The sequence below is a fragment of the Streptomyces odontomachicola genome, from assembly GCF_039605595.1.
Taxonomy (GTDB): domain Bacteria; phylum Actinomycetota; class Actinomycetes; order Streptomycetales; family Streptomycetaceae; genus Streptomyces.
On sequence record NZ_JBCFOK010000003.1, the window covers coordinates 1 to 20,261 of the forward strand.

Annotated in this window: 16 protein-coding genes; 8 read left to right on the forward strand and 8 right to left on the reverse strand. The window is 73.3% G+C overall.

Annotated elements, in window-relative coordinates:
- On the reverse strand, window positions 1–941 hold a 941-nt coding region (locus ABEE00_RS05350; RefSeq protein WP_345744075.1), incomplete at its 3' end, for a GNAT family N-acetyltransferase.
- A gap of 358 nt (window positions 942–1,299) precedes the next feature.
- Here ABEE00_RS05350 and ABEE00_RS05355 point away from each other — a divergent pair.
- The 3 genes from ABEE00_RS05355 to ABEE00_RS05365 are packed head-to-tail and all read left to right on the forward strand — an operon-like array spanning window position 1,300 to window position 7,101.
- Window positions 1,300–3,714 (forward strand): phosphoketolase family protein, encoded by a 2,415-nt coding sequence (locus tag ABEE00_RS05355; RefSeq protein WP_345744076.1) that lies wholly within the window; start codon window positions 1,300–1,302, stop codon window positions 3,712–3,714.
- A gap of 7 nt (window positions 3,715–3,721) precedes the next feature.
- Window positions 3,722–4,534 carry an HAD family hydrolase gene (locus ABEE00_RS05360; protein ID WP_451918499.1) on the forward strand — a complete coding sequence of 271 codons (813 nt, stop codon included), beginning with the start codon at window positions 3,722–3,724 and terminating at the stop codon, window positions 4,532–4,534.
- An 8-nt stretch (window positions 4,535–4,542) separates the two neighbouring features.
- Window positions 4,543–7,101: a glycoside hydrolase family 65 protein gene (locus ABEE00_RS05365; RefSeq protein WP_345744078.1), complete on the forward strand. Its 2,559-nt coding sequence runs from the start codon at window positions 4,543–4,545 to the stop codon at window positions 7,099–7,101.
- Between the two features lie 37 nt (window positions 7,102–7,138).
- Here the strand turns inward: ABEE00_RS05365 and ABEE00_RS05370 are convergent, their stop codons facing one another.
- Window positions 7,139–8,185: an Acg family FMN-binding oxidoreductase gene (locus ABEE00_RS05370; RefSeq protein WP_345744079.1), complete on the reverse strand. Its 1,047-nt coding sequence runs from the start codon at window positions 8,183–8,185 to the stop codon at window positions 7,139–7,141.
- Window positions 8,186–8,693: 508 nt separating this feature from the next.
- Between ABEE00_RS05370 and ABEE00_RS05375 the strand changes: the two genes are divergently transcribed.
- On the forward strand, window positions 8,694–10,334 hold the full coding sequence (locus tag ABEE00_RS05375) for a sensor histidine kinase (RefSeq protein WP_345744516.1): 1,641 nt from the start codon (window positions 8,694–8,696) through the stop codon (window positions 10,332–10,334).
- A gap of 80 nt (window positions 10,335–10,414) precedes the next feature.
- On the opposite strand, the gene ABEE00_RS05380 is transcribed toward ABEE00_RS05375, so the two are convergent.
- The 5 genes from ABEE00_RS05380 to ABEE00_RS05400 all read right to left on the reverse strand — a co-directional run bounded on the left by ABEE00_RS05380 (window position 10,415) and on the right by ABEE00_RS05400 (window position 14,506).
- Window positions 10,415–11,233, reverse strand: a complete 819-nt coding sequence (locus ABEE00_RS05380; RefSeq protein WP_345744080.1) for a lipase family protein — start codon at window positions 11,231–11,233, stop codon at window positions 10,415–10,417.
- A 300-nt stretch (window positions 11,234–11,533) separates the two neighbouring features.
- Window positions 11,534–11,812, reverse strand: a complete 279-nt coding sequence (locus ABEE00_RS05385) for an SGNH/GDSL hydrolase family protein (protein ID WP_345744081.1) — start codon at window positions 11,810–11,812, stop codon at window positions 11,534–11,536.
- 10 nt (window positions 11,813–11,822) lie between these two features.
- Window positions 11,823–12,674 carry a hypothetical protein gene (locus tag ABEE00_RS05390; RefSeq protein WP_345744082.1) on the reverse strand — a complete coding sequence of 284 codons (852 nt, stop codon included), beginning with the start codon at window positions 12,672–12,674 and terminating at the stop codon, window positions 11,823–11,825.
- A 40-nt stretch (window positions 12,675–12,714) separates the two neighbouring features.
- A complete protein-coding gene (locus ABEE00_RS05395; RefSeq protein ID WP_345744083.1) occupies window positions 12,715–13,722 on the reverse strand; it encodes a 1-aminocyclopropane-1-carboxylate deaminase in 1,008 nt (335 codons plus the stop codon).
- Window positions 13,723–13,834: 112 nt separating this feature from the next.
- Window positions 13,835–14,506: a GntR family transcriptional regulator gene (locus tag ABEE00_RS05400; RefSeq protein ID WP_345744084.1), complete on the reverse strand. Its 672-nt coding sequence runs from the start codon at window positions 14,504–14,506 to the stop codon at window positions 13,835–13,837.
- 145 nt (window positions 14,507–14,651) lie between these two features.
- Between ABEE00_RS05400 and ABEE00_RS05405 the strand changes: the two genes are divergently transcribed.
- Window positions 14,652–15,296: a dihydrofolate reductase family protein gene (locus ABEE00_RS05405; protein WP_345744085.1), complete on the forward strand. Its 645-nt coding sequence runs from the start codon at window positions 14,652–14,654 to the stop codon at window positions 15,294–15,296.
- Window positions 15,297–15,473: 177 nt separating this feature from the next.
- On the opposite strand, the gene ABEE00_RS05410 is transcribed toward ABEE00_RS05405, so the two are convergent.
- Entirely contained in the window at window positions 15,474–16,040 is a 567-nt protein-coding gene (locus ABEE00_RS05410; protein WP_345744086.1) for a GNAT family N-acetyltransferase, read from the reverse strand.
- Window positions 16,041–16,192: 152 nt separating this feature from the next.
- Between ABEE00_RS05410 and ABEE00_RS05415 the strand changes: the two genes are divergently transcribed.
- The 3 genes from ABEE00_RS05415 (at window position 16,193) to budC (ending at window position 20,148) form a co-directional block, all read left to right on the forward strand.
- Window positions 16,193–17,560, forward strand: coding sequence for a cytochrome P450 (locus tag ABEE00_RS05415; RefSeq protein ID WP_345744087.1), 1,368 nt, complete (start codon window positions 16,193–16,195; stop codon window positions 17,558–17,560).
- A gap of 143 nt (window positions 17,561–17,703) precedes the next feature.
- Window positions 17,704–19,152: an amidase gene (locus ABEE00_RS05420; protein WP_345744088.1), complete on the forward strand. Its 1,449-nt coding sequence runs from the start codon at window positions 17,704–17,706 to the stop codon at window positions 19,150–19,152.
- Between the two features lie 222 nt (window positions 19,153–19,374).
- Entirely contained in the window at window positions 19,375–20,148 is a 774-nt protein-coding gene (budC, locus tag ABEE00_RS05425) for a meso-2,3-butanediol dehydrogenase (protein ID WP_345744089.1), read from the forward strand.
- The last annotated feature ends 113 nt before the right edge of the window (window positions 20,149–20,261 follow it).

A 20,261-nucleotide genomic window follows, 5' to 3' on the forward strand; every position in this document is an offset into this window, starting at 1 on the left:
CGTACGCCCTTCTCGCCGCACTCTTCCGCCACGTCGGGCACCACGTGCGCGGGTACGGCGATGACCGCGAGGTCCGGGGGCGACGGCAGCGCGATCACCGAGGGGTAGCAGGAGACGCCCGCCACGGCGCGGGCCTTGGGGTTGACGGCGTGCAGGATGCCGGTGAAGCCGCCGGCGCAGAGGTTCTTGAGCACTTCGTGGCCGGGGGTGCCCGGTTCCCGCCCGGCGCCGACCACGGCGACCGAGCGCGGCTCCAGCAGGGGCCGCATGCTGGCGACGTCGGCGGCGCTCGCCCGCGCGTCGACCGCCTCCAGATAGCGCTCGTCCGGCTCCAGGCGCACCGTGCAGTGCACTTCGGGCCCGTCGAAGCGGCGCGTGGTGCGCAGGCCCAGGTCGGCGAAGACCTTGAGCATCTCGTGGTTCTCCGAGAGCGCGTCGGCGAGGAACGCGGTGATCCCGGCGGCGCGCGCCGCGTCCACCAGGTGCTCCAGCAGGAGTGTGCCGATCCCGCGGTGGTGCCAGGCGTCGGCGACGGCCAGCGCGATCTCCGCGGCGCGGTCGCCGGGTGGGGTGCTGCGCTCACCTTCGTGGCCGTCCTCGCGGGAGTCGGCGCCCGCGCCCACGTTGCTGGGGGAGGCGCCCTGCGAGCGCTGAGCCTGGGGCAGCACGTATTCGGCGATGCCCACAAGCCGTCCCGCCACCTCGGCGACCAGCGTCCGAGAGTATGCGCTGTCCATGGCGCGCAGGCGTCGTGCGGCCTGTTGCGCCGAACTGCCGCCGACGGAAAAGAAGCGCAGTCGCAGATTGTCCGGCGACATCCGCGCGTAGAAGCGCTCCACGAGTCCGGCGTCCTCGGGCCCCGCGGCGCGGATGCGGGCCGTGGTGCCGTCGGACAGCAGCGCATGGACATCGCGTACGCGGTGCTCGGCCGGGAGTGACATCGCGATCCCCTTCCCCTCACCGCCAGCGTGCGGCGCCGGCACGGCCCGCAGCAGGGGCCGCACGGTGCCCGGGCCAGGACCGCACGGCTCCCCACGAGGCCGAAGGTCCCGGTGGACGGGCATCAGCCCACAACGCAGGCCCCGCGAGGGCCGACCGGCCCCCGCCGCGGCACCGTCCGGCCCTGGGCCCCCGCCGTCGCGCGCGAGCAGCATGTGCCGCGTATCCGGCGCCCCACCGCGTACGCCGTGCGCGCTGCGCATGCCGAGTGCGGCGCGCACACCGTGCGCATCGCGCATGCCGCAAGCGCCGCGCACCTCGCGTGCGTCCCGGGCCGCCCCCGAACACGTGGAGGCAACGGTGCAGGTCACGCCCAATTCGGCGCCCGGAACCCCGCCCGAGTCCCGGTGCGGGGAGGCGGAGTTGCGCGCGCTGGACGCCCACTGGCGTGCGGCCAACTACCTCGCCGCCGGGCAGATCTACCTGCTCGCCAACCCGCTGCTGACCGAACCGCTGCGCCCCGAGCACATCAAGCCCCGCCTCCTGGGCCACTGGGGCACCACGCCGGGGCTCAACCTCGTCCACACCCACCTCAATCGCCTGATCAAGGCCAGGAACCTGGACGCCCTGTGCGTATGGGGCCCCGGACACGGCGGGCCCGCCGTGCTGGCCAACGCCTGGCTGGAGGGCAGTTACGGCGAGACGTACCCTGACGCGGGGCGGGACGCGGCGGGCATGGAGCGGCTGTTCCGGCAGTTCTCCTTCCCCGGCGGCGTGCCCTCGCACGTGGCACCCGAGACCCCGGGATCGATCCACGAGGGCGGCGAGCTGGGCTACTCCCTCGCGCACGCCTACGGAGCCGCGCTGGACAATCCCGACCTGCTGGTGACCTGCGTGATCGGCGACGGGGAGGCGGAGACCGGACCGCTGGCGGCCTCGTGGAACTCGACCGCGTTCCTCGACCCCGTGCACGACGGCGCCGTGCTGCCGGTCCTGCACCTGAACGGGTACAAGATCGCCAACCCGACCGTGCTGTCCCGGCTCCCGCAGGACCAACTCGACGCCATACTGCGGGGGTTCGGCCACGAGCCGCTGCACGTCACGGGCGCAGCCGGCGACGACCCGCTGGCCGTGCACCGCGCCATGGCCCACGCGATGGACACGGCGCTGGACATCATCAGGCGCATCCAGCAGACCGCACGCGAGGACGGCGTGTACAGGGCGGCCCCCTGGCCCGTGATCGTGCTGCGTACGCCCAAGGGCTGGACCGGCCCAGCCACCGTGGACGGGCAGCAGGTGGAGGGCACCTGGCGCGCCCATCAGGTCCCGCTCGCCTCCGTACGCGAAGACCCAGGCCACCTCCAGCAGTTGGAGCAGTGGATGCGCTCCTACCGGCCGCGCGAGCTCTTCGACGAGCGCGGCCGCCCGCGCGCCGAGGTGCTGGAGTGCGTGCCCGAGGGGAAGCGGCGGCTCGGCGCGACCCCGCACGCCAACGGCGGCCTCCTCACGCGCGAGCTGCCGGTGCCGCGGCTGGAGGAGTACGCGGTCGAGGTGAAGGAGCGCGGGGCCTCCCTGCACGAGCCCACCCGCGTGCTGGGCTCATTCCTGGCGCGGCTCATGCGGGACACCGCGGAGCGCAGGGACTTCCGCATCGTCGGCCCGGACGAGACCGCCTCGAACCGGCTCCAGGAGGTCTTCACCGCAACCGGCAAGGCGTGGCAGGCCGAAATGGCCACGTCGGACGACCACTTGAGCCGGGACGGCCGGGTCATGGAGGTGCTGTCCGAGCACCTGTGCCAGGGCTGGCTCGAGGGCTATCTGCTCACCGGACGGCACGGCCTCTTCTCCTGCTACGAGGCGTTCGCGCCGATCGTGGCCTCCATGGCGAGCCAGCACATCAAGTGGCTGAAGGTCTCCCGCGCCCTGCCCTGGCGCCGGCCCATCCCCTCCCTCACCTACCTGCTGACCTCGCACGTCTGGCGCCAGGACCACAACGGCTTCTCGCACCAGGACCCGGGCTTCGTGGACCATGTGCTCAACAAGAGCCCGGACGTCGTGCGCGTCTACCTGCCGCCGGACGCCAACACCCTGCTCTCGGCGGCCGACCACGCGTTGCGCAGCCGCGACTACGTCAACGTGATCGTCGCCGGGAAGCAGCCCTGCTTCGACTGGCTGGACATGGCGGAGGCCCGGGCGCACTGCGCGCGCGGCGCCGGCGTGTGGGAGTGGGCCGGCACCGAGGACGGCGGCCGCGAGCCCGACGCGGTGCTGGCCTGCGCCGGCGACGTACCGACCCAGGAAGTCCTGGCGGCCGCCGCGCTGTTGCGCCGGTACCTGCCTCAACTGGCCGTACGCGTGGTCAACGTCGTGGACATCGCGCGGCTGATGGCCTACGGGGAGCACCCGCACGGCATGACGGACCCCGAGTTCGACGCGCTGTTCACCCGCGACCGGCCGGTGATCTTCGCGTACCACGGCTACCCCTGGCTCATCCACCGGCTGGCCTACCGCCGCGCCGTCCACCCGCACCTGCACGTACGCGGCTACAAGGAGTCGGGCACCACCACCACGCCCTTCGACATGGTCGTGCGCAACGACATGGACCGCTACCGGCTGGTCATGGACGTCATCGACCGGGTGCCCGGACTGGCCGTACGCGCCGCCGCGCTGCGCCAGGCGATGGAGGACACCCGCACCCGCCACCGCGCCTGGATACGCGAACACGGCACGGACCTGCCCGAGATCGCGGAGTGGAGCTGGGCGGGGGAGGGGTGAGGGGGCGATGGGCATGCGCGCCGGACCTCTCATCGAGCGCCTGGGGGCGGTGGACGCCGTGGTGTTCGACACCGACGGGGTGCTCATCGACTCCGCGCGCCTGCACGCCGCCGCCTGGAAGGAGACCTTCGACGCGTACCTGAGGGAGCACCCGCCCCGCGATCCCGCGCAGCGCCGCCCGTTCGACACCGGCGACTACCGGCGCCACGTGGACGGCAAGTCCCGCCTGGACGGCGCGGTCGCCTTCCTCGCCTCCCGCAAGATCCACGTACCGGCGGGCACCCCGGAGGACCCCCCGGGCTCCGCCACGGCGGGCGCGATCGCCGCACGCAAGGAGCAGCTCTTCGCCGCCCTGCTGCGGGAGCGCGGCGTGGAGACCTGGCCCGGCACCGTACGGCTGCTGCGCGCGCTGGAGGCCGAGGGGGTACCGCACGCCGCCGTCTCCGCCTCGCGCCACGCGCGCGATCTCCTCGCGGAGGCGGGCCTGTTGGGACTGCTGCACGTGGTGGTCGACGGCGTGGAGGCGGCCCGGCTGGGACTGCCGGGCAAGCCCGACCCCGCGCTGTTCCTGACGGCCGCCGCGCGGCTGGGGGTGCCGGCGGCGGCAGCGGCCGTCGCCGAGGACGCGCTGGCCGGCGTGGAGGCCGGACGCCGCGGCGGATTCGGCCTGGTCATCGGCGTCGACCGCACCGAGGACCCGGGCACGGCGGCCGAACTCCTCGCGCACGGCGCCGACATGACCGTCACCGACCTCTCCCAACTGCTGTCCGCGCCTGAGGAGGCGCCTGAGGAGGAGTCCGAGGGGAATTCCGAGGAGTAGGGGGAGCGATGAATGAATGGCTGTGGCGGTACGAGGGGTACGAGCCGGAGCATGAGCGCCTGCGGGAGGCCCTGTGCACCCTCGGCAACGGCCTGTTCGCCACCCGCGGCGCCTCCCCCGAGACCCCGGCGGGCCCGCACCACTACCCGGGCACCTACGCTGCGGGCTGCTACAACCGGCTGACCTCCACCATCGCCGGGCGGCAGGTGGAGAACGAGGACCTGGTCAACCTCCCCGACTGGCTGCCGCTGCGCTTCCGCACCCTGCGCGGCGAGGGCCCGCCGGGGCCCTGGCTCACCCCCGACGGGCCCGGCCTGCTGGAGTACCGGCAGGCCCTCGACCTGCGGCACGCCACCCTCACCCGGCGGCTGCGCTTTGAGGACGCCGACGGCGTCCGCATCCGCGTGGACCAGCAGCGGCTGGTGCACATGGAGCGGCCCCATCTGGCGCTGCTGCACACGACGTTCACGGCGGAGGACCGCCCGGTCACCCTGGAGATCGAGTCCGCGCTGGACGGCGACGTCGCCAACACCGGCGTGGAGCGCTACCGCCTGCTGGAGGGCGGCCACCTCACCGCCGTACGGACCGGGCGGGACGACCGGAGCGAGGACACCGTGTGGCTGCGCTGCCGCACGAGCGCCTCCCGCATCGGCATCGCCCTGGCGGCCCGTACGCGGATCGAGGGCGCGCACACGTCCGGCGCGCAGACACCGGCGGCGCACGACCTGGCCGCCCACGACCCGAGCCCGCACGTGCTGGACCCACACGCGCCGGACTCGCACGAGCAAGAAGCGCACGACCAAGAAGCGCACGACCAAGAAGCGCACACGCCAACCCCGCGCACCGAGCTCTCCGCCCTCCGCGCCGCCCAGCGCTTGACCCTCCCGCTGCGGCTGGGCGTCCCCGTGACGGTGGAGAAGACCGTCGCGCTGTTCACCTCGCGGGACCGGGCCATCAGCGAACCGCTCGCCGCCGCCCTGGAGGAGGTGCGCGAAGCCCCCGTACACGAGGAGCTGCTGCGCACCCACCGCACCGCCTGGAAGCACATCTGGCAGCACGCCGAGCTGGAGGTGCCGGGGGAGGCGGGGCGCATTCTGCGGCTGCACCTCTTCCACGTACTCCAGACGCTCTCCCCGCACACCGCGGGGCTGGACGCGGGCGTGCCGGCGCGCGGGCTGCACGGCGAGGCGTACCGCGGGCACGTCTTCTGGGACGAACTCTTCGTGCTGCGCTACCTCGACCTGCACTTCCCCGAGGTGTCACGGGCGCTGCTGGAGTACCGACACCGGCGGCTGGGCCGCGCGTGCAGGGCGGCGGCCGAGGCGGGGCTGAGCGGGGCGATGTACCCGTGGCAGAGCGGCAGCGACGGGCGGGAGGAGACGCAGACGCTGCACCTCAACCCCCGTTCGCAGCGCTGGCTCCCGGACAGCTCGCGGCTCCAGCTGCACGTGGGCTCGGCCATCGCGTACAACGTCTGGCGCTACTGCCGGACGGCGGGCGACCGCGACTTCCTGCACACCAGGGGCGCGGAGATGCTGCTGCAGATCGCCCGATTCTGGGCGTCCTGCGCGCGGTTCGACCCGGGCGAGGGGCGCTACCGCATCCGCGGCGTGGTCGGCCCCGACGAATACCACGAGGGCTACCCGGACGCGGACCGCCCGGGCCTGGACGACAACGCGTACACCAACGTCACCGCCGCCTGGGTGCTGGCCCGCGCCCTGGAGCTCACCCGCTCGCTGCCCGCGCCGCGCCGGGCCGAGCTGCTGGAGCAACTGTCCCTGGGGAAGCCGGAACTGGAACGCTGGACGGAGATCTCGCACCGCCTGCGCGTGCCCTTCCACCGCGGCGTGATCAGCCAGTTCGAGGGCTACGGCGAGCTGGCGGAGCTGGACTGGGAGGCGTACCGGAAGCAGTACGGGGACATCCGCCGGCTCGACCGCATCCTGGAGGCCGAGGGCGACACCGTGAACCGCTACCAGGCGTCCAAGCAGGCCGACGCGCTGATGCTCGGCTACCTCTTCACGCCCGCCGAACTCGCCGCCCTCTTCGCGCAGTTGGACTACCCCTTCGACGAGGACCTGTGGCGCCGCACCGTCGACTACTACCTGCCGCGCACGAGCCACGGCTCCACCCTCAGCGGCGTGGTGCACGGCTGGATCCTGGCCCGCGAGCGGCGGCCCGAGGCGTGGCGGTACGTGCAGGAGGCGCTGCTCGGTGACGTGGCCGATGTGCAGGGCGGCACGACGGAGGAGGGCATCCACCTCGGCGCGATGGCCGGCACGCTCGACCTGGTGCAGCGCGGGCTCTCCGGCCTGGACACCTGCCGGGGCACCCTGTGCCTGGACCCCGTACCGCTGCCGCAGCTCTCGCGCTTCGGCTTCTCCGTGCGCTTCCGCAGCCACTGGGGCATCCACGTGCGCGTCACGGCGCGCGAGATGAGCGTGCACCTCCCCGCGACCGCGCGCGAGCCGCTGCGCGTGGGATGCCGCGACCGGTACGCGACGATCGCGCCGGGGGAGACATGCCGGCTGAGCCTGGGGCCCGGTACGGGTGGCTCAGCGCAGTGACGCGAGGGCCGCGTCCAGGCGTGCCGACGCGGGTGCGTCACCCTCCGGAAGGGGGCTCCTCCCGTGTCCCGGGCCCGGGCCGTGTCCCGGACTCCGGGGTCTCGAAGTCCAGCACCTCTCCCGGCCGCAGCCTCGGGGACGCCGGGCCCTGCGGGCCCTCGCCGAGGCGGAGCAGCATCTGCGCGTACCGCCCGGGCACGGGAGTGACCGCTCCGGCCAGCGCCCAGCGCAGGTCGGCCCACTCCAGCGCCTGGTGCAGGAGTGAGGAGCGCAGGCGGTGCGCGGTGGCCACCAGGAGGACGTTCTGCAGCGCCTGCCCCGCGCGCAGCCAGTCGGCGCGGCGGTCGTGCGCCGTGCTCAACAGGGCGAGGACGGGGTCGCGTTCGAAGGCCTGGCTGGGCAGCGGCGCGGCCGGGCGGTGGGCGCCGAAGTCGCGCAGCGGCAGCCGGCCCCGCGCGTCCTGCGGCCCCAGGGACACCGGCGCGAGGCCCACCCCGCCGTGCGCGGGGGTGTGGATCCAGCCGCGGCTCTCGTCGCGCCGGTCCGCGTCCTCCCGGTTGCGGCGCTCCGCCTCGGCGGTGAGCCCGAGCAGCCGCTGCCGCTCCCGCCGCTCGGGGAACTCCAGCAGCGCGCCCTCGCTGAGCGCCGCCTCCTCCAGCTCGTCCCGTACGGGCGCCGGCAGCGGGCGTCCGCTGAAGGGGAAGCGGCTGCTGTGGCGCCGCCAGATCGCGTCGTACAGATCCGCGCGCAGCAGCGTCCCCGTGCGCGGCGCCCCCGCCAGCCGTACGGTCGCGAGCAGCGAGGGGTCCGCCGGCTCGGGCAGCAGCCTGACCACGGGGCGCCAGCCGAAGTGGGCGATCGCCACCCGCAGGTTGAGCACGGAGGCGCCCACCGAGAGGAGCAGGGCGCGCCCTGCGGGGTCGGTGTGGCGCAGGCCGCGTTCGGGTTCGGCGCGCACGAGCAGGGTGAGCGTGTCGGGGTCGAGGCGGTAGCGCCACGGCTGGGTGTTGTGGATCGAAGGGGCGGCGACGGCGGCGGAGATGAGCCGTTCCAGGGTCGCCGCGTCGAACGTGGTGGATGGCATGGCGCGCTCCTCCCCGAAGGCCCCGGGCCCTGACCCCGCGGCCGGCGCCTCCCCGAGCCCGGTCGCCCCCACTGTGCGGTGGAGCGCACGGGCGCGAATAGAGCCGGAAGGCCGCGCCCCCGGAGCCGGAAGGCCGGAGCGCGGGGGCCGAGCGGACCCGTGCGGGCCCGCATGGACCCCTGCGGAGGCCATGCGCCGCGAGTCACCGACTCCTCGCCGACCCCTGCCGACCCGCTGCCGACCCCTCGCGATCCGGCCGGTTTCCCGCGAGGCGAGGTACGAGGGCTCCGTGCTGTTGCATGATCGCCGGGGCACCGGGGGCCCGTGACCGGGAACGGTAAGGCAGCGGGCGGCCGTTCGTCGCGCAGCCGAGGCGGGGGAAGCGCGGTTACGGTGACGGCCAGGGGGCGGCGACGCATGAGGATGTGGGGCAGTGGCGAACACGGGTGGCGGGGGCGGCGGCAAGGACAGCATCCCCCGGCTGCAACTGGATGAGTTGCTGGAGGAGATGGAGCGGCGCATCCGTTCGGTGCGGGGGACGCAGGATCGGTTGCACGGTTTGTTGGAGGCGGTGCTCTCGATCGGCCGGGGTCTTGAGGTGTCGCAGGTGTTGCGGCAGATCGTGGAGGCCGCGGTGGTGCTGGTGGATGCCGAGTACGGGGCTTTGGGTGTGGTGGGGGAGGAGCAGGAGCTGGCGCAGTTTTTGACGGTGGGGGTGAGTGAGGAGCAGCGGGCGGTGATTGGGGATCTGCCGCGCGGGCACGGGATTCTGGGGGAGTTGATCCGTCATCCGGAGCCGTTGCGTCTCTCGGAGCTGTCGGAGCATCCGGCCTCGTACGGTTTCCCGCCCAACCATCCGCCGATGCACTCCTTCCTCGGGGTGCCCATTCGCGTCCGCGATGAGGTGTTCGGCAACTTCTATCTGACGGAGAAGCGCGGGGCGAAGGAGTTCGACGCCGAGGACGAGGCGGTGCTGTCGACGCTGGCGGTGGCGGCGGGGGTGGCGATCGAGAATGCGCAGTTGTATGAGGAGGCGCGGCGTCGTGAACGCTGGGCGGCGGCGGGCGGGGAGGTGACGGCCGCGCTGTTGTCGGGGGCTCCGCGCGGCGACGTCCTGGAACTCATCGTCGACAGCGCGCGGGAGATCACCGGCGCGGAACTCGGCCTCGTCGTCCTGCCCGTCGAGGGCGACGAGCAGCTCCGTACGGCCGTCGCCTCGGGCCCGCTGGACGGCGTGCGCCGCGGTGCGCTGCCCCCGGCGGCCGAGGAGTTCGTGCGAACGGCGCTCGGAACGACCGAACCGGCGTTCAGCCCCGCGCTGGGCGCCGACATCCCGGAGTGGGAGGCCCTGGGCCCGGCCGTCGCGGTGCCGATGGGCGCGGGGGCCGCCGTGCGCGGGGTGCTGATGCTGGCGCGCGCCGCCGGGCGCGGCCCCTTCGGGCAGAACGAGGCCGCGTACCTCTTCGGCTTCGCCGGGCAGGCGGCCCTCGCCATGGAGGTCGCCGAACGGCGGCGCGACGCCGAGCAGATGACGCTCCTCGAAGAACGCGACCGCATCGCCCGCGACCTGCACGATCTGGCCATCCAGCGGCTCTTCGCCACCGGCATGACGCTCCAGAGCGCCCAGCGCCTCTCCGGGCACCCGATGCTGTCCGAACGGCTGGAGCGCGCGGTCAGCGACCTGGACACCACCATCAAGATCATCCGCTCGACCATCTTCGGGCTGCGCACCCACGAGACCGGCGAGAGCGCCGGGCTGCGCTCCCGGGTCGCCTCGGAGATCGGCGAGGCGGCCACGCTGCTCGGCTTCGCGCCCTCGCTCCGGGTGGAGGGGCTGGTGGACACCCAGGTCCCCGCGGCCGTGGGGGAACAGATCGTCGCCGTGCTCAAGGAGGCGCTCAGCAACACGGCCCGGCACGCGGGGGCGAGCGCCGTGGACGTACAACTGGACCTCAGGGGCGGGCGGTTGACCCTGACCGTCGAGGACAACGGCCGCGGCCTGCCGCCCGAACCCCACCGCAGCGGCCTCCGCAACCTCGCCGAGCGCGCGGAACGCCTGGGCGGCGAGCTGGAGTTGAGCAGCCCGCCGGGCGGCGGCACGCGGGTGCGGTGGAGGGTGCCGGTGGGGGAGGGGGCCGCGGGGGCCTGACGCCGTGGAGTGCGGAGACGGGCGAGCCGGGGCCCGCCCGTCCCTCATCCGCCTGGCCCGAACCGGGCGGGCCGTGTCGCTCAGCCCACCGCCTTCTCCAGGCAGGAGACGTAGTTCTTCATGTAGTGGTCCTGGATGGCGTCGGTGCCCGGCGCGAAGGCGTTGGTGGCGAAGCCCTTCGCGTGGTCGCCGAGCCCGCCCAGGGTCGACACCGACTCGTGCAGGCGGCCGTCCGAATCGAAGTACCGGACCGCGTCGACGTGGTGGTACGGCGGGTCGGTCGGAAGCTGCGTGACGATGTCGTTGTTGTTGACGAACCGGTAGTGGCGGGTGGCGAAGGCGCTGTCGTAGGACTCGGCCAGTGCGCTGTCGCAGGTACGCGGCTGGCCGAAGGTGTAGACGCCGTCGGCCAGCAGTCGCGGGTCCTCGAAGTGCAGCCGGGCAGCGGCCAGCATGGCGAGGGCGCCGCCGAGGCTGTGCCCGGTGATCCACAGCGTCTGGCCCTGGTCGCGGAACTCCGCGAGCGTGTCCTTGAGCTGCGTGAACACCGCGTCCAGCGCCTGGTTGAAGCCGACGTGCACCATGCCGTGGCCGCCGGGCCCCGCGCTGCCGGGGGCGTTGACGTCGCTGAGCCAGTCGCGCACCTTGGTGGGCTCGGTGCCGCGGAAGGCCACGATGACCATGTTGCCGCTTCCCGCGACCACCGCCTGGGTGTCGGCCATCGGCAGCGGCCCCGGATTGCGCCCCGACAGACAGCGCACCCGGTCGAAGCCCCACTCCTGCATCTTCGCGTGGACCTGTTCGTCGTCCTGGTAGGCCAGCTCGGATGCCTTCGCGAGCCAGTAGACGTGGGGCAGTTGGTAGTCGGTGGTGTGGTGGTCGAGAGCGGGAGGGGTCATGCGCATGCTCCTTGAGGCGCGCAGGAGGGCCGCTCGGTCCGAGGACACGAGCGGCCCCCCTGGAGGACGGCTGGCTTTCGGCCAGACGATTTCCGCGCGCGGCAGCGGCATGCGGCGGGTGCGACAGCCTCACCCGTACGGGAACGATGCTGGTCAGAGGCTGACGGAAGCGTCACTCCGGCGGCGCAGTGTTGCTGAGCGAGCGGTGTGACGCCCGGCGTCCCCAGCCACCTGACGCGGGGTCACGTAGAAGGCCGGGCGATTTGTGAAGTCCGCCGCCCCCAGCCACTTGACGCGGCGTCACCTACCCGGCCGGGCGATCCATTCGTGCCACGGCCCTTCGAGTACGAGCTCGGCCAGCCTCCGGTAGCCGCCGCTGCCGGGGTGCGCCCCGTCACCGGCCATGGCCTCCTCGGCCCAGACCGCATCGCCGGCCAGCTCCCGCGTCGTACCCACGAAGGGCACGCCTCGGGAACGGCAGAGCGCGGCCATCTCGTCGGCGGTCTTCGCGAGGCGGCGCAGATGGTCCTCGCCCGCGCCGATGACCGGCGGCGGGCCCACCACCAGTCGGGCGGTCACTGCACCGGGATCAGGCGTCGGCGTCGGACCGCGTGATCGTCAGCAACAGCGGCGTACGGGCGCCGAGGTGGGCGGTGCAGTCCGCGATGGCCTCGGCCAGCCAGCCGATCGCATCCGTCGACCACTCGCACAGCTCGCCCTCCAGCACCAGCGCGCGGCCGGACGGCCCGTTCCACAGGGCGTCTCCGAACGGAGGCGGGATGCTCCCGACATGGTCGCCTTCCGCGAGGTGGTGGCCGGTGCAGGTGAACACGGCCTGCTCCAAGCGGCCCAGCTCGTCGGCGAGTTGCTGACCGACGGCCGGAACCGAGGGGTCCTGGCCGCTGTCGACGCCGACCCGCACCGCCGTACGGGCACGCGGATCGGGCTCGGCGAACCAGTGCACCGTGCGCATCGACGGCACCCGCGCGTACGCCGGCCGGACCGAGGCGTCGAGGCCCTGGACGGGGAGCAGGAGTTGGACGGCGGAGAGGCCGAGCTCGCCGGCCCGCTCCGTCGCGACCTCGGAGCAGCGGAGGAACGGCCGCACGGGCAGCGGCCGATCCGGGGCCACCGCACCCGCCTCCACCTGGAACCACGAGACCAGCCCGGAGTCGTGGAGACCCAGCGGGTGATCCCAACCGGCGTCGTTCATCCCCCACAGCCCGGGCGCCGAGGGTGCACCGCCCCCGCCGTCCCCGTCGTCGAGCCAGCCCATGGCGAGCGCGTACTGATGGAAGAGCTGATACGCGTCGTGCTCCGAGTCGTGGCCGCGCCAGGGGTGCGGCGCCAACTCCCCGTAGAGCGCGGCGAACAGGGTGCCCGTGGTGGGGCGCGACCCGGGCGCCCGGCCGGGGCGCGCTGTGCTGTCGCGTTGCGGCACGGTGCTCCTTCCTGAGTGTGAGCCTCGGCCGTGCGGCACGTCAGCGGATGATGCCGCTGTACGCGTTGAGGGCGGGCTGGCCGCCGAGGTGGGCGTAGAGGACGTTCGCGTCGCGCGGGATGTCGCCGTCCCGTACGAGGTCGATGAGCCCGGCCATGGACTTGCCCTCGTACACCGGGTCGATGATCATGCCCTCCAGCTCGCCGAGCAGGCGGATCGCGTCGACGGTGGACGCGACGGGGATGCCGTAGCGCTCACCGGCCCACCCCTCCAGCACGGTGATCTCGTCCTCGCGCAACGGGCGCTCCAGGCCGATGAGGTCGGCGGTGTTGCGGGCGATCTTCTCCACCTGGGCGCGGGTCTCGGAGATCTTCGCGGAGGCGTCGACGCCGATCACGCGGCGCGGCCTGTCCTGCCCAGCGAACCCGGCGATCATGCCCGCCTGGGTACTGCCCGTGACGCTGCAGACCACGATCGTGTCGAAGAAGACGCCGAGTTCGCGTTCCTGCTGCTCGACCTCGTACGCCCAGTTCGCGAAGCCGAGGCCGCCGAGGCGGTGGTCGGAGGCGCCGGCGGGGATCGCGTACGGGGTGCCGCCGGACGCGCGGACGTCCTCCAGCGCGTGGTGCCAGCTGTCCTTGGTCCCGATGCCGAAACCGGCCTGGACCAGGCGCACTTCGGCGCCCATGATCCGGGACAGCAGGATGTTGCCGACCTTGTCGTTGACCGCGTCGGGCCAGTCGACCCAGCTCTCCTGTACGAGGACGGCCTTGAGGCCCAGCTTCGCGGCGACCGCGGCGACCTGCCGCGTGTGGTTGGACTGCACTCCGCCGATGCTGACCAGGGTGTCGGCGTGCTGCGCGAGGGCTTCGGGGACCAGGTACTCCAGCTTGCGCGTCTTGTTGCCGCCGTAGGCCAGGCCGGCGTTGCAGTCCTCGCGCTTGGCCCACACGCGGGCGCCGCCGAGGTGGTCGCTGAGCCGGTCCAGCGGGTGCACGGGGCTCGGGCCGAAGAGGAGGGGGTGGCGAGCGAAGTCGTTGAGGGACACCGGGGCTCCTTGCGGGGTGGGGGCGTTGGGCGGAGTCGGACGGGGCTGGCTACACGGCTTGCTGGTCACGCGTCCTGGAGCCACACGACGCGCTGGTCATGCGGCGCGCCGGTCACGCGTCCTGGGAGAGTGCGGTGTCGAGGAGAGGGCGCAGGGTCTGCCAGTTGGCGCGGGTGGCGGCCACGGCCCCCTCGGTGTCCCCGGCCTCGCACAGGGCGATGATCCGTTCGTGCTGGGCGACCGAGGCGCGGCCGCTCAGCGAGGCGAAGCGCGCGCGTTCCAGCCGGCGCAGCAGCGGCGTGAACTGCTCCAGCACGGCGCGCACCGCCTCGTTCGCGCACGCCGTCACGGCCACGCCGTGGAAGTCGTCGTCGGCGGCCAGCGCCGCGTCGGCGTCCTCGGCGCGCAGGGCCTCGGCGAAGCGCGCGTTGGCCTCCCGCATGCGGTCGAGCTCGGCGGCCGAGAGGTGGGGCACCGCCTCGCGTACGGCCAGTTCGTGCAGGGAAGTGGCGACGGACTGGGCGTCGCGCACGGCCCGTACGTCCAGCGGGCTGACGCGGGTGTGGCGGCCGGGCTTCGTCTGGACGAGGCCCGCGTGCTCCAGGCGCGTCAGCGCCTCGCGGACCGGAGTGCGGCTCACGCCCAGCCATTCCACGAGGTCGGCGTCGTTGAGGCGTTCGCCGGGGGCGAGGGTGCCCTCGACGATCGCGTCCCGTATCGCCTGATACGCCTGCTCGCGGAGGAGCGACCTGGAGACGAGCCCGCGGCTCTGCGGAACTGGCATGCGAAATATTGCACGTTGCATGAGGGGCGGGGTCAAGGGGTGTGCGGCGCCTTGGCACGAGGGAGCGGGGCGATGAGTTTTCGCGCTGCGGCGAGTCCCCTCACCGTCATCGACACCGCCGTACACCGCCGTCGCAGGAGGAAGCGTGCCGCAGCTGCTGAAGGTCCAGAACTTCGCCGTCTCGCAGGACGGGTACGCGGCCGGGGAGGACCAGACCCTGGAGCGCCCCTTCGGGCACGCCGATCCCGGCGCGCTGATGTCGTGGGCGGGCGCCACGGCGAGCTGGCCCAACCGCACGGACCCCGGCGGGACCCGCGGCCTGGACGACTACTTCACGCGCGACTTCACGCACAACATCGGCGCCGAGATCATGGGGCGCAACAAGTTCGGGCCCCAGCGCGGGCCCTGGCAGGACCACGAGTGGCGCGGCTGGTGGGGTGAGGAGCCCCCGTTCCACACCCCGGTGTTCGTGCTGACGCACCATGAGCGGCCCTCGTTCACGCTCTCCGACACCACGTTCCACTTCGTCGGCGGCGAACCGGCCGCGGTGCTCGACCAGGCCCGTGAGGCCGCGCGGGGCAAGGACGTACGGCTCGGCGGCGGCGCCACCACCGTGCGCGAATTCCTGGCCGCGGACCTCGTGGACACGCTGCACGTCGTCGTCGCTCCCGTGAAGCTCGGCTCCGGGGTGCGCCTGTGGACGAGCCCCGACGAATTGCGCGATCGGTTCCACCTGGAGGTCGTGCCGAGCCCGAGCGGGGTGACGCACCACGTGTTCTGGCGGAAGTGAGGGAGCCGGGGCCCGCTCGGGACTCGGGACCGGCCCAGGAACGGATCTCGCCGATCCGCTCGGGACCGACCCCGAGCCGGTCCTGGACGACGCGCCACCAGGACGCCTCGCTCGTGCGGCCGACGAGCACCCGGTCGTCGTTCCCGCCGAACACGGCGGCCAGGAAATGGGTGAGGCTCACGCGGCCGCCGGCCGGTACTGCATCTCGTACTCGTCCCCCGCGGCGCCCGTGCGCGCGAATCCCGCCTTGCGGTAGAAGGCCTGGGCGCGGCCGTTGCGTTCGTGCACGTACAGCCGCACACGGCGTACGTCGCGCTGCGCCAGGCCCCAGTCGAGCGCGGCGTCGAACAACGCGCGCGCCACGGTGCCGCCCCGGCACTCCTCGCGTACGAAGAAGCCCACGATGTGCGCCTGGCGCTGCTCGATACGCCGGCCGGTGAAGTCCTCCGTCCCGGGCTCCTCCACCAGCACGGTCACCGTGCCGATCCAGTCGCCCCGCGGCCCCTGGGCGACGAACTGCCGGGCCGGCCCGCCCGCGGAGCTCCTCGCCGCGCGGTCCTTCCAGAACTGGTCGGGACGGGTCCGGGCCTGTTCGTACGTATCGAAGAAGGCGACCGGAGCGAGCGGATCCCTGAGCGCGTGCAGGCCGAATTCCTTCACCGCGGCCCAGTCGTCAGCCCGCACTTCCCGGATGACGTAGTCGCTGCCCATGGCGTCCATGGAGCCCATGGTTCGGCTGGCCATGTCGGCTCGCAACTGCATTAGGCCGCAACCGCGTGAGCGCGCAACTGCGCGAACCCGCGACCGAATTGGGCCGTCACCGGACCGGGACTGACCGTGCCCCGGCTGCCTACCCTGCCCCGGTGAGCATCCGTCGCTGAGGAAGAGGTGCGGTCATGCGCATTCCCGGTCCTGAGCCCCGCGCGGACGGCGGGGTCGGCGCCGTCACGGCGGCAGGGGGTCTGCACACCTATCAGTTGCGCCTGCACGCCGAGTACGGACCCGTCGTACGGTTCCAGCTTCCCGGCGCCGAGACGGCCGTTTCCGTGTCCGATCCCGTGCTGCTGGAGGCCACGGCGCATCTCGACAAGCGGCCGGAGCAGCTCTTCGAGTTCCTGGCCCCGTTGTGCGAGGCGGACAATCTGCAGGTGCTCGACGCGGAGGAACACGGTCCCTGGCGGCGGGTGCTGTTGTCGGTGCTGGCCGGACGCCCGGCGCACGAGCGGCACTTCGCGCGGTTCACGGAGCTGGCCACGGCGCTCGCCGACCGGTGGGCCGAGGCGCGGGAGCCCGGCGGGCCGGCCTCGGGCGGTGAGCCCGTCGCGTTGCAGAAGGACCTCACCGCGCTGACGCTGCGCATGATCTGCCAGTTCGCGTTGGGCGGCGATGCGCCGGACCCGGAGCGTGTCGTCGCCGCCTTCGAGGACGTGCTCACCGAGTATCTCGGGCGGCTCTACCAGGCGCCCGTGCCCGGCACGGCGGAGGAGCGGGCCGCGCGGGCCGAGGAAGCGCTGGCCTATCTGCGCGCGACCGTGGACGAGGTGATCGCCGGGCGCGGCACCGGCAGCCGCACGGACCGGAGCGATCTGATCGGGGCGCTGGTCGAGGCGGGTGAGAGCCCCGCGCGCATCCGCGACACGGTCATGATGACGCTGCTCGCGGCGCACCACACCACCGGCGTCGCCGTCTCCTGGACGCTGCATCTGCTGGGCCGGCACCCGGAGGCGGCCGCGCGCGTCGCCGACGAGCTGGACCGCGTGCTCGGCGACCGCCCGGCACCCGACTACGCCGACCTGCGCGAGCTCACGTACCTCGACATGGTGGTGAAGGAGTCGATGCGGCTCTATCCGCCGGGGCCATATGGCGCGCGCGAGGCGACGGAGGATCTGGTGCTGGGGGAGTACGAGATCCCGGCGGGGACGACGGTGTTCTATCCGTTCTGGGCCGTCCACATGAACCCCGATTACTGGCCGAAGCCGACCGAGTTCGTGCCCGAGCGGTTCGCGCCGGAGGAGGCGGCCAAGCGGCCGAGGCTGGCCTACATCCCCTTCGGGCTCGGTCCGCGGAGCTGCGAGGGCGCAGCGCTGGCCATGGTCGAGACCGAACTCATCCTGGCCATACTGCTCAAGCGCTTCCGTCTCCGGCCGGTTCCTGGGCATGAGGTGACGCCCATTGAACGGTTCGTGCTGTGGGCGGCCGAGGACATTCCCATGACCGTGCACCCGCGCAGGCCGAGCGGGGCGGGGGCGGGCTCGCCTCCGTAACGCGTCCGGGGGCTGGGCATCCGGACGCCGGGCATCCGGACACCGCCCATCGGCACCCGCGCCCCCGCCCCATGGCACGATCCCATCGAAAGTCGGCAATCGTGCCATGGTCCGCGGTGCATGCGGCAGTCGAGGCTCTCCGCATGACGAAGCTGGAGGAGCAGGACGGGATCGTCTTCGCCGACGCGACGGGGCTGGCGGAGCTGATCCGTACGCGGCAGGTGTCCTCGGCCGAGGTCGTGCGGGCCCATCTCGACCGGATCGCGGCCGTGGACCCCGGCGTCAACGCGGTGGTCACGCTGCTGGACGAGCAGGCGGTGAAGGCCGCGGCCGCCGCGGACGCCGCGCTGGCCCGCGGCGAGGTGTGGGGCCCGCTGCACGGCGTGCCCTTCACCGCGAAGGACTCGCTGGACACCGAAGGCGTGGTGACGCAGCGCGGGTCGCGGGTCTTCGCGGGGCACGTTCCGCGGGCCGACGCCACCGCGGTCGCACGGCTCCGGGCGGCGGGGGCGATCCTGCTGGCCAAGACCAACCTTCCGGAGTTCTCCTACTGGACCGAGACCGACAACCTGGTCACGGGGCGCACGCTGAATCCGTACGACCCCGCCCGCACGCCCGGCGGTTCCAGCGGAGGCGAGTCGGCCGCCGTTGCCTCCGGCATGTCCCCGCTGGGCCTCGGCAGCGACATCGCGATCTCAGTACGCGGTCCCGCGCACGACACCGGCGTCCTCGGCCTCAAGGCCACCCGCGGCCGCATTCCGGCCACAGGACACTGGCCCGAGGTGCCGCGCCGCTACTGGCACGTCGGCCCGCTGGCGCGCAGCGTGCGGGACATCGCCACGGCGCTGTCGGTGCTGGCGGGGCCCGATGGCAGCGATGGTTACGCGGCACAGGCGCCGACCGGGCCGGCGCGCCACGGTGGCGTACGCGGCGACCGTACGAGGCGGGTCGGGTGGCTCACCGCGCCGGAGTTCGGGCCGGTCGATCCCGAGGTGGGCGCGACCGTCGCGGCGGCGGCCGCGGCGCTGGGCGCGGCCGGACACGCGGTGGAGCCCGTGCGCCTGCCGGCCCTCGACGCCTGTGACGGCACCGTGGTCAGCGCGGTCCTGTACGGGGCCGAGGTCGTGCCGTACCTCCGGCGGGCGCTCGAGCGTGCGGGCGGGGGCGGGGAGGTGACGCTGCATCCCGTTGCCCGGCGTGCCCTGCGCGGCGGCGGCACGGGCGCGGACGTCTCCCTGGGCGACTATCTGGCGGCGCAGCGCCGAGTCGAGGATCTGACCGAGGTGTTCGCCGGATTCTTCGAGCGGTACGACGCGCTGCTGTGTGCCGTGTGCCCGGTCCCCGCGCCGCCGCACGGCCTGAGCTCGTACGAGGTCGACGGCGTGACGGTGCCGGCGCGGGGGATCATGCGCGCCACCGTGCCCTTCAACCTCACGGGGCTGCCCGCGCTGTCGGTGCCGTTCGGGAGCAGCGGTGCGGGGCTGCCCATCGGGGTGCAGGTGGTGGCGCGCTGGTACGACGAGGATGCGCTGCTCGATCTCGGCCGCGACCTGGAGTCCGCCAGCCCGGTACGGGGCCGCCGCCCCCTCTGACCGGGTTGCTTCCCTTCGCTTCAACTGCCCCGCCCGTACGCCGGTTTGTGGCCGGAGGATGATCTAGGCGCGGCGGGCGCGGGGCGGCATGCTGGCGTGCGTTCGCGTGCGCGCCCTCTCCCGAGGCTCCCGAGGCTCATGAGGCAGTGGCGCGTGTGCGGCCCTTGTGCGAACACCGCTGCGCGAACACCGCCCAGGAATCCAGGAATGAGGAGTGCCGTCGTGGAGGAGAACCGGTTCGCCGGGAAGGTCGTCGTGGTCACCGGCGGAGGGTCGGGCATCGGCGCCGCCACCGTGCACCGCTTCGCCGGTGAAGGCGCCACCGTCGTCGCCGTCGGGCGCAGTGAGGACAAGCTGCAGGAGACGGCGAAGGGCGCGCCCGACGGCGCCGTCGTCGTGACGCGCGCCCTCAGCGTGTCCGACGAGGCTGCGGTCAGCGCGCTGATCGCGGACGTGGCCGAGGAGCACGGCCGGCTGGACGTGCTGGTCAACAACGCGGGCATCGCCGCTCCCGGGACCGTCGAGCACATGGACACCGCGACGTGGCACCAGATCATGGAGGTCGACATCGACGGCCCCTTCTTCGCCTCCCGGGCCGCGCTCCCGCACCTGCGCCGCGTCGGCGGCTCCATCGTCAACGTCGGCTCGGTGTCGGGCCTGGGCGCCGACTGGGGCCTCGCCGCCTACAACGCCGCCAAGGGCGCGCTGGTCAACCTCACCAACGCCATGGCCCTGGACCACGGCCACGAGGGCGTACGGGTCAACGCCGTGCACCCCAGCCTGACCCGCACGCCCACTGCCGCGCCCCTGCTGGAGAACGAGGACGCCGTGGCCGCCTTCCGGCAGCGCCTGCCTATGGGCCGCCCGGCCGAACCGTCCGAAGTCGCCGCCGTCATCGCCTTCCTGGCCAGCGCCGACGCCAGCTTCGTCAACGGCGCCCACATCCCGGTCGACGGTGGGCTCAGCGCGTCGAGTGGGCAGCCGCGGATGTTCTGAGCCGTGGACCGCTGATCCGGGTCAGGGCTGCCGATCCTGGCCTGAATGCGCCGTGTGGTCCTGCGCGTTCGCCGGCGTGATCGAAGGGGTGGAGAAACGGGGGTCTCCGCCCG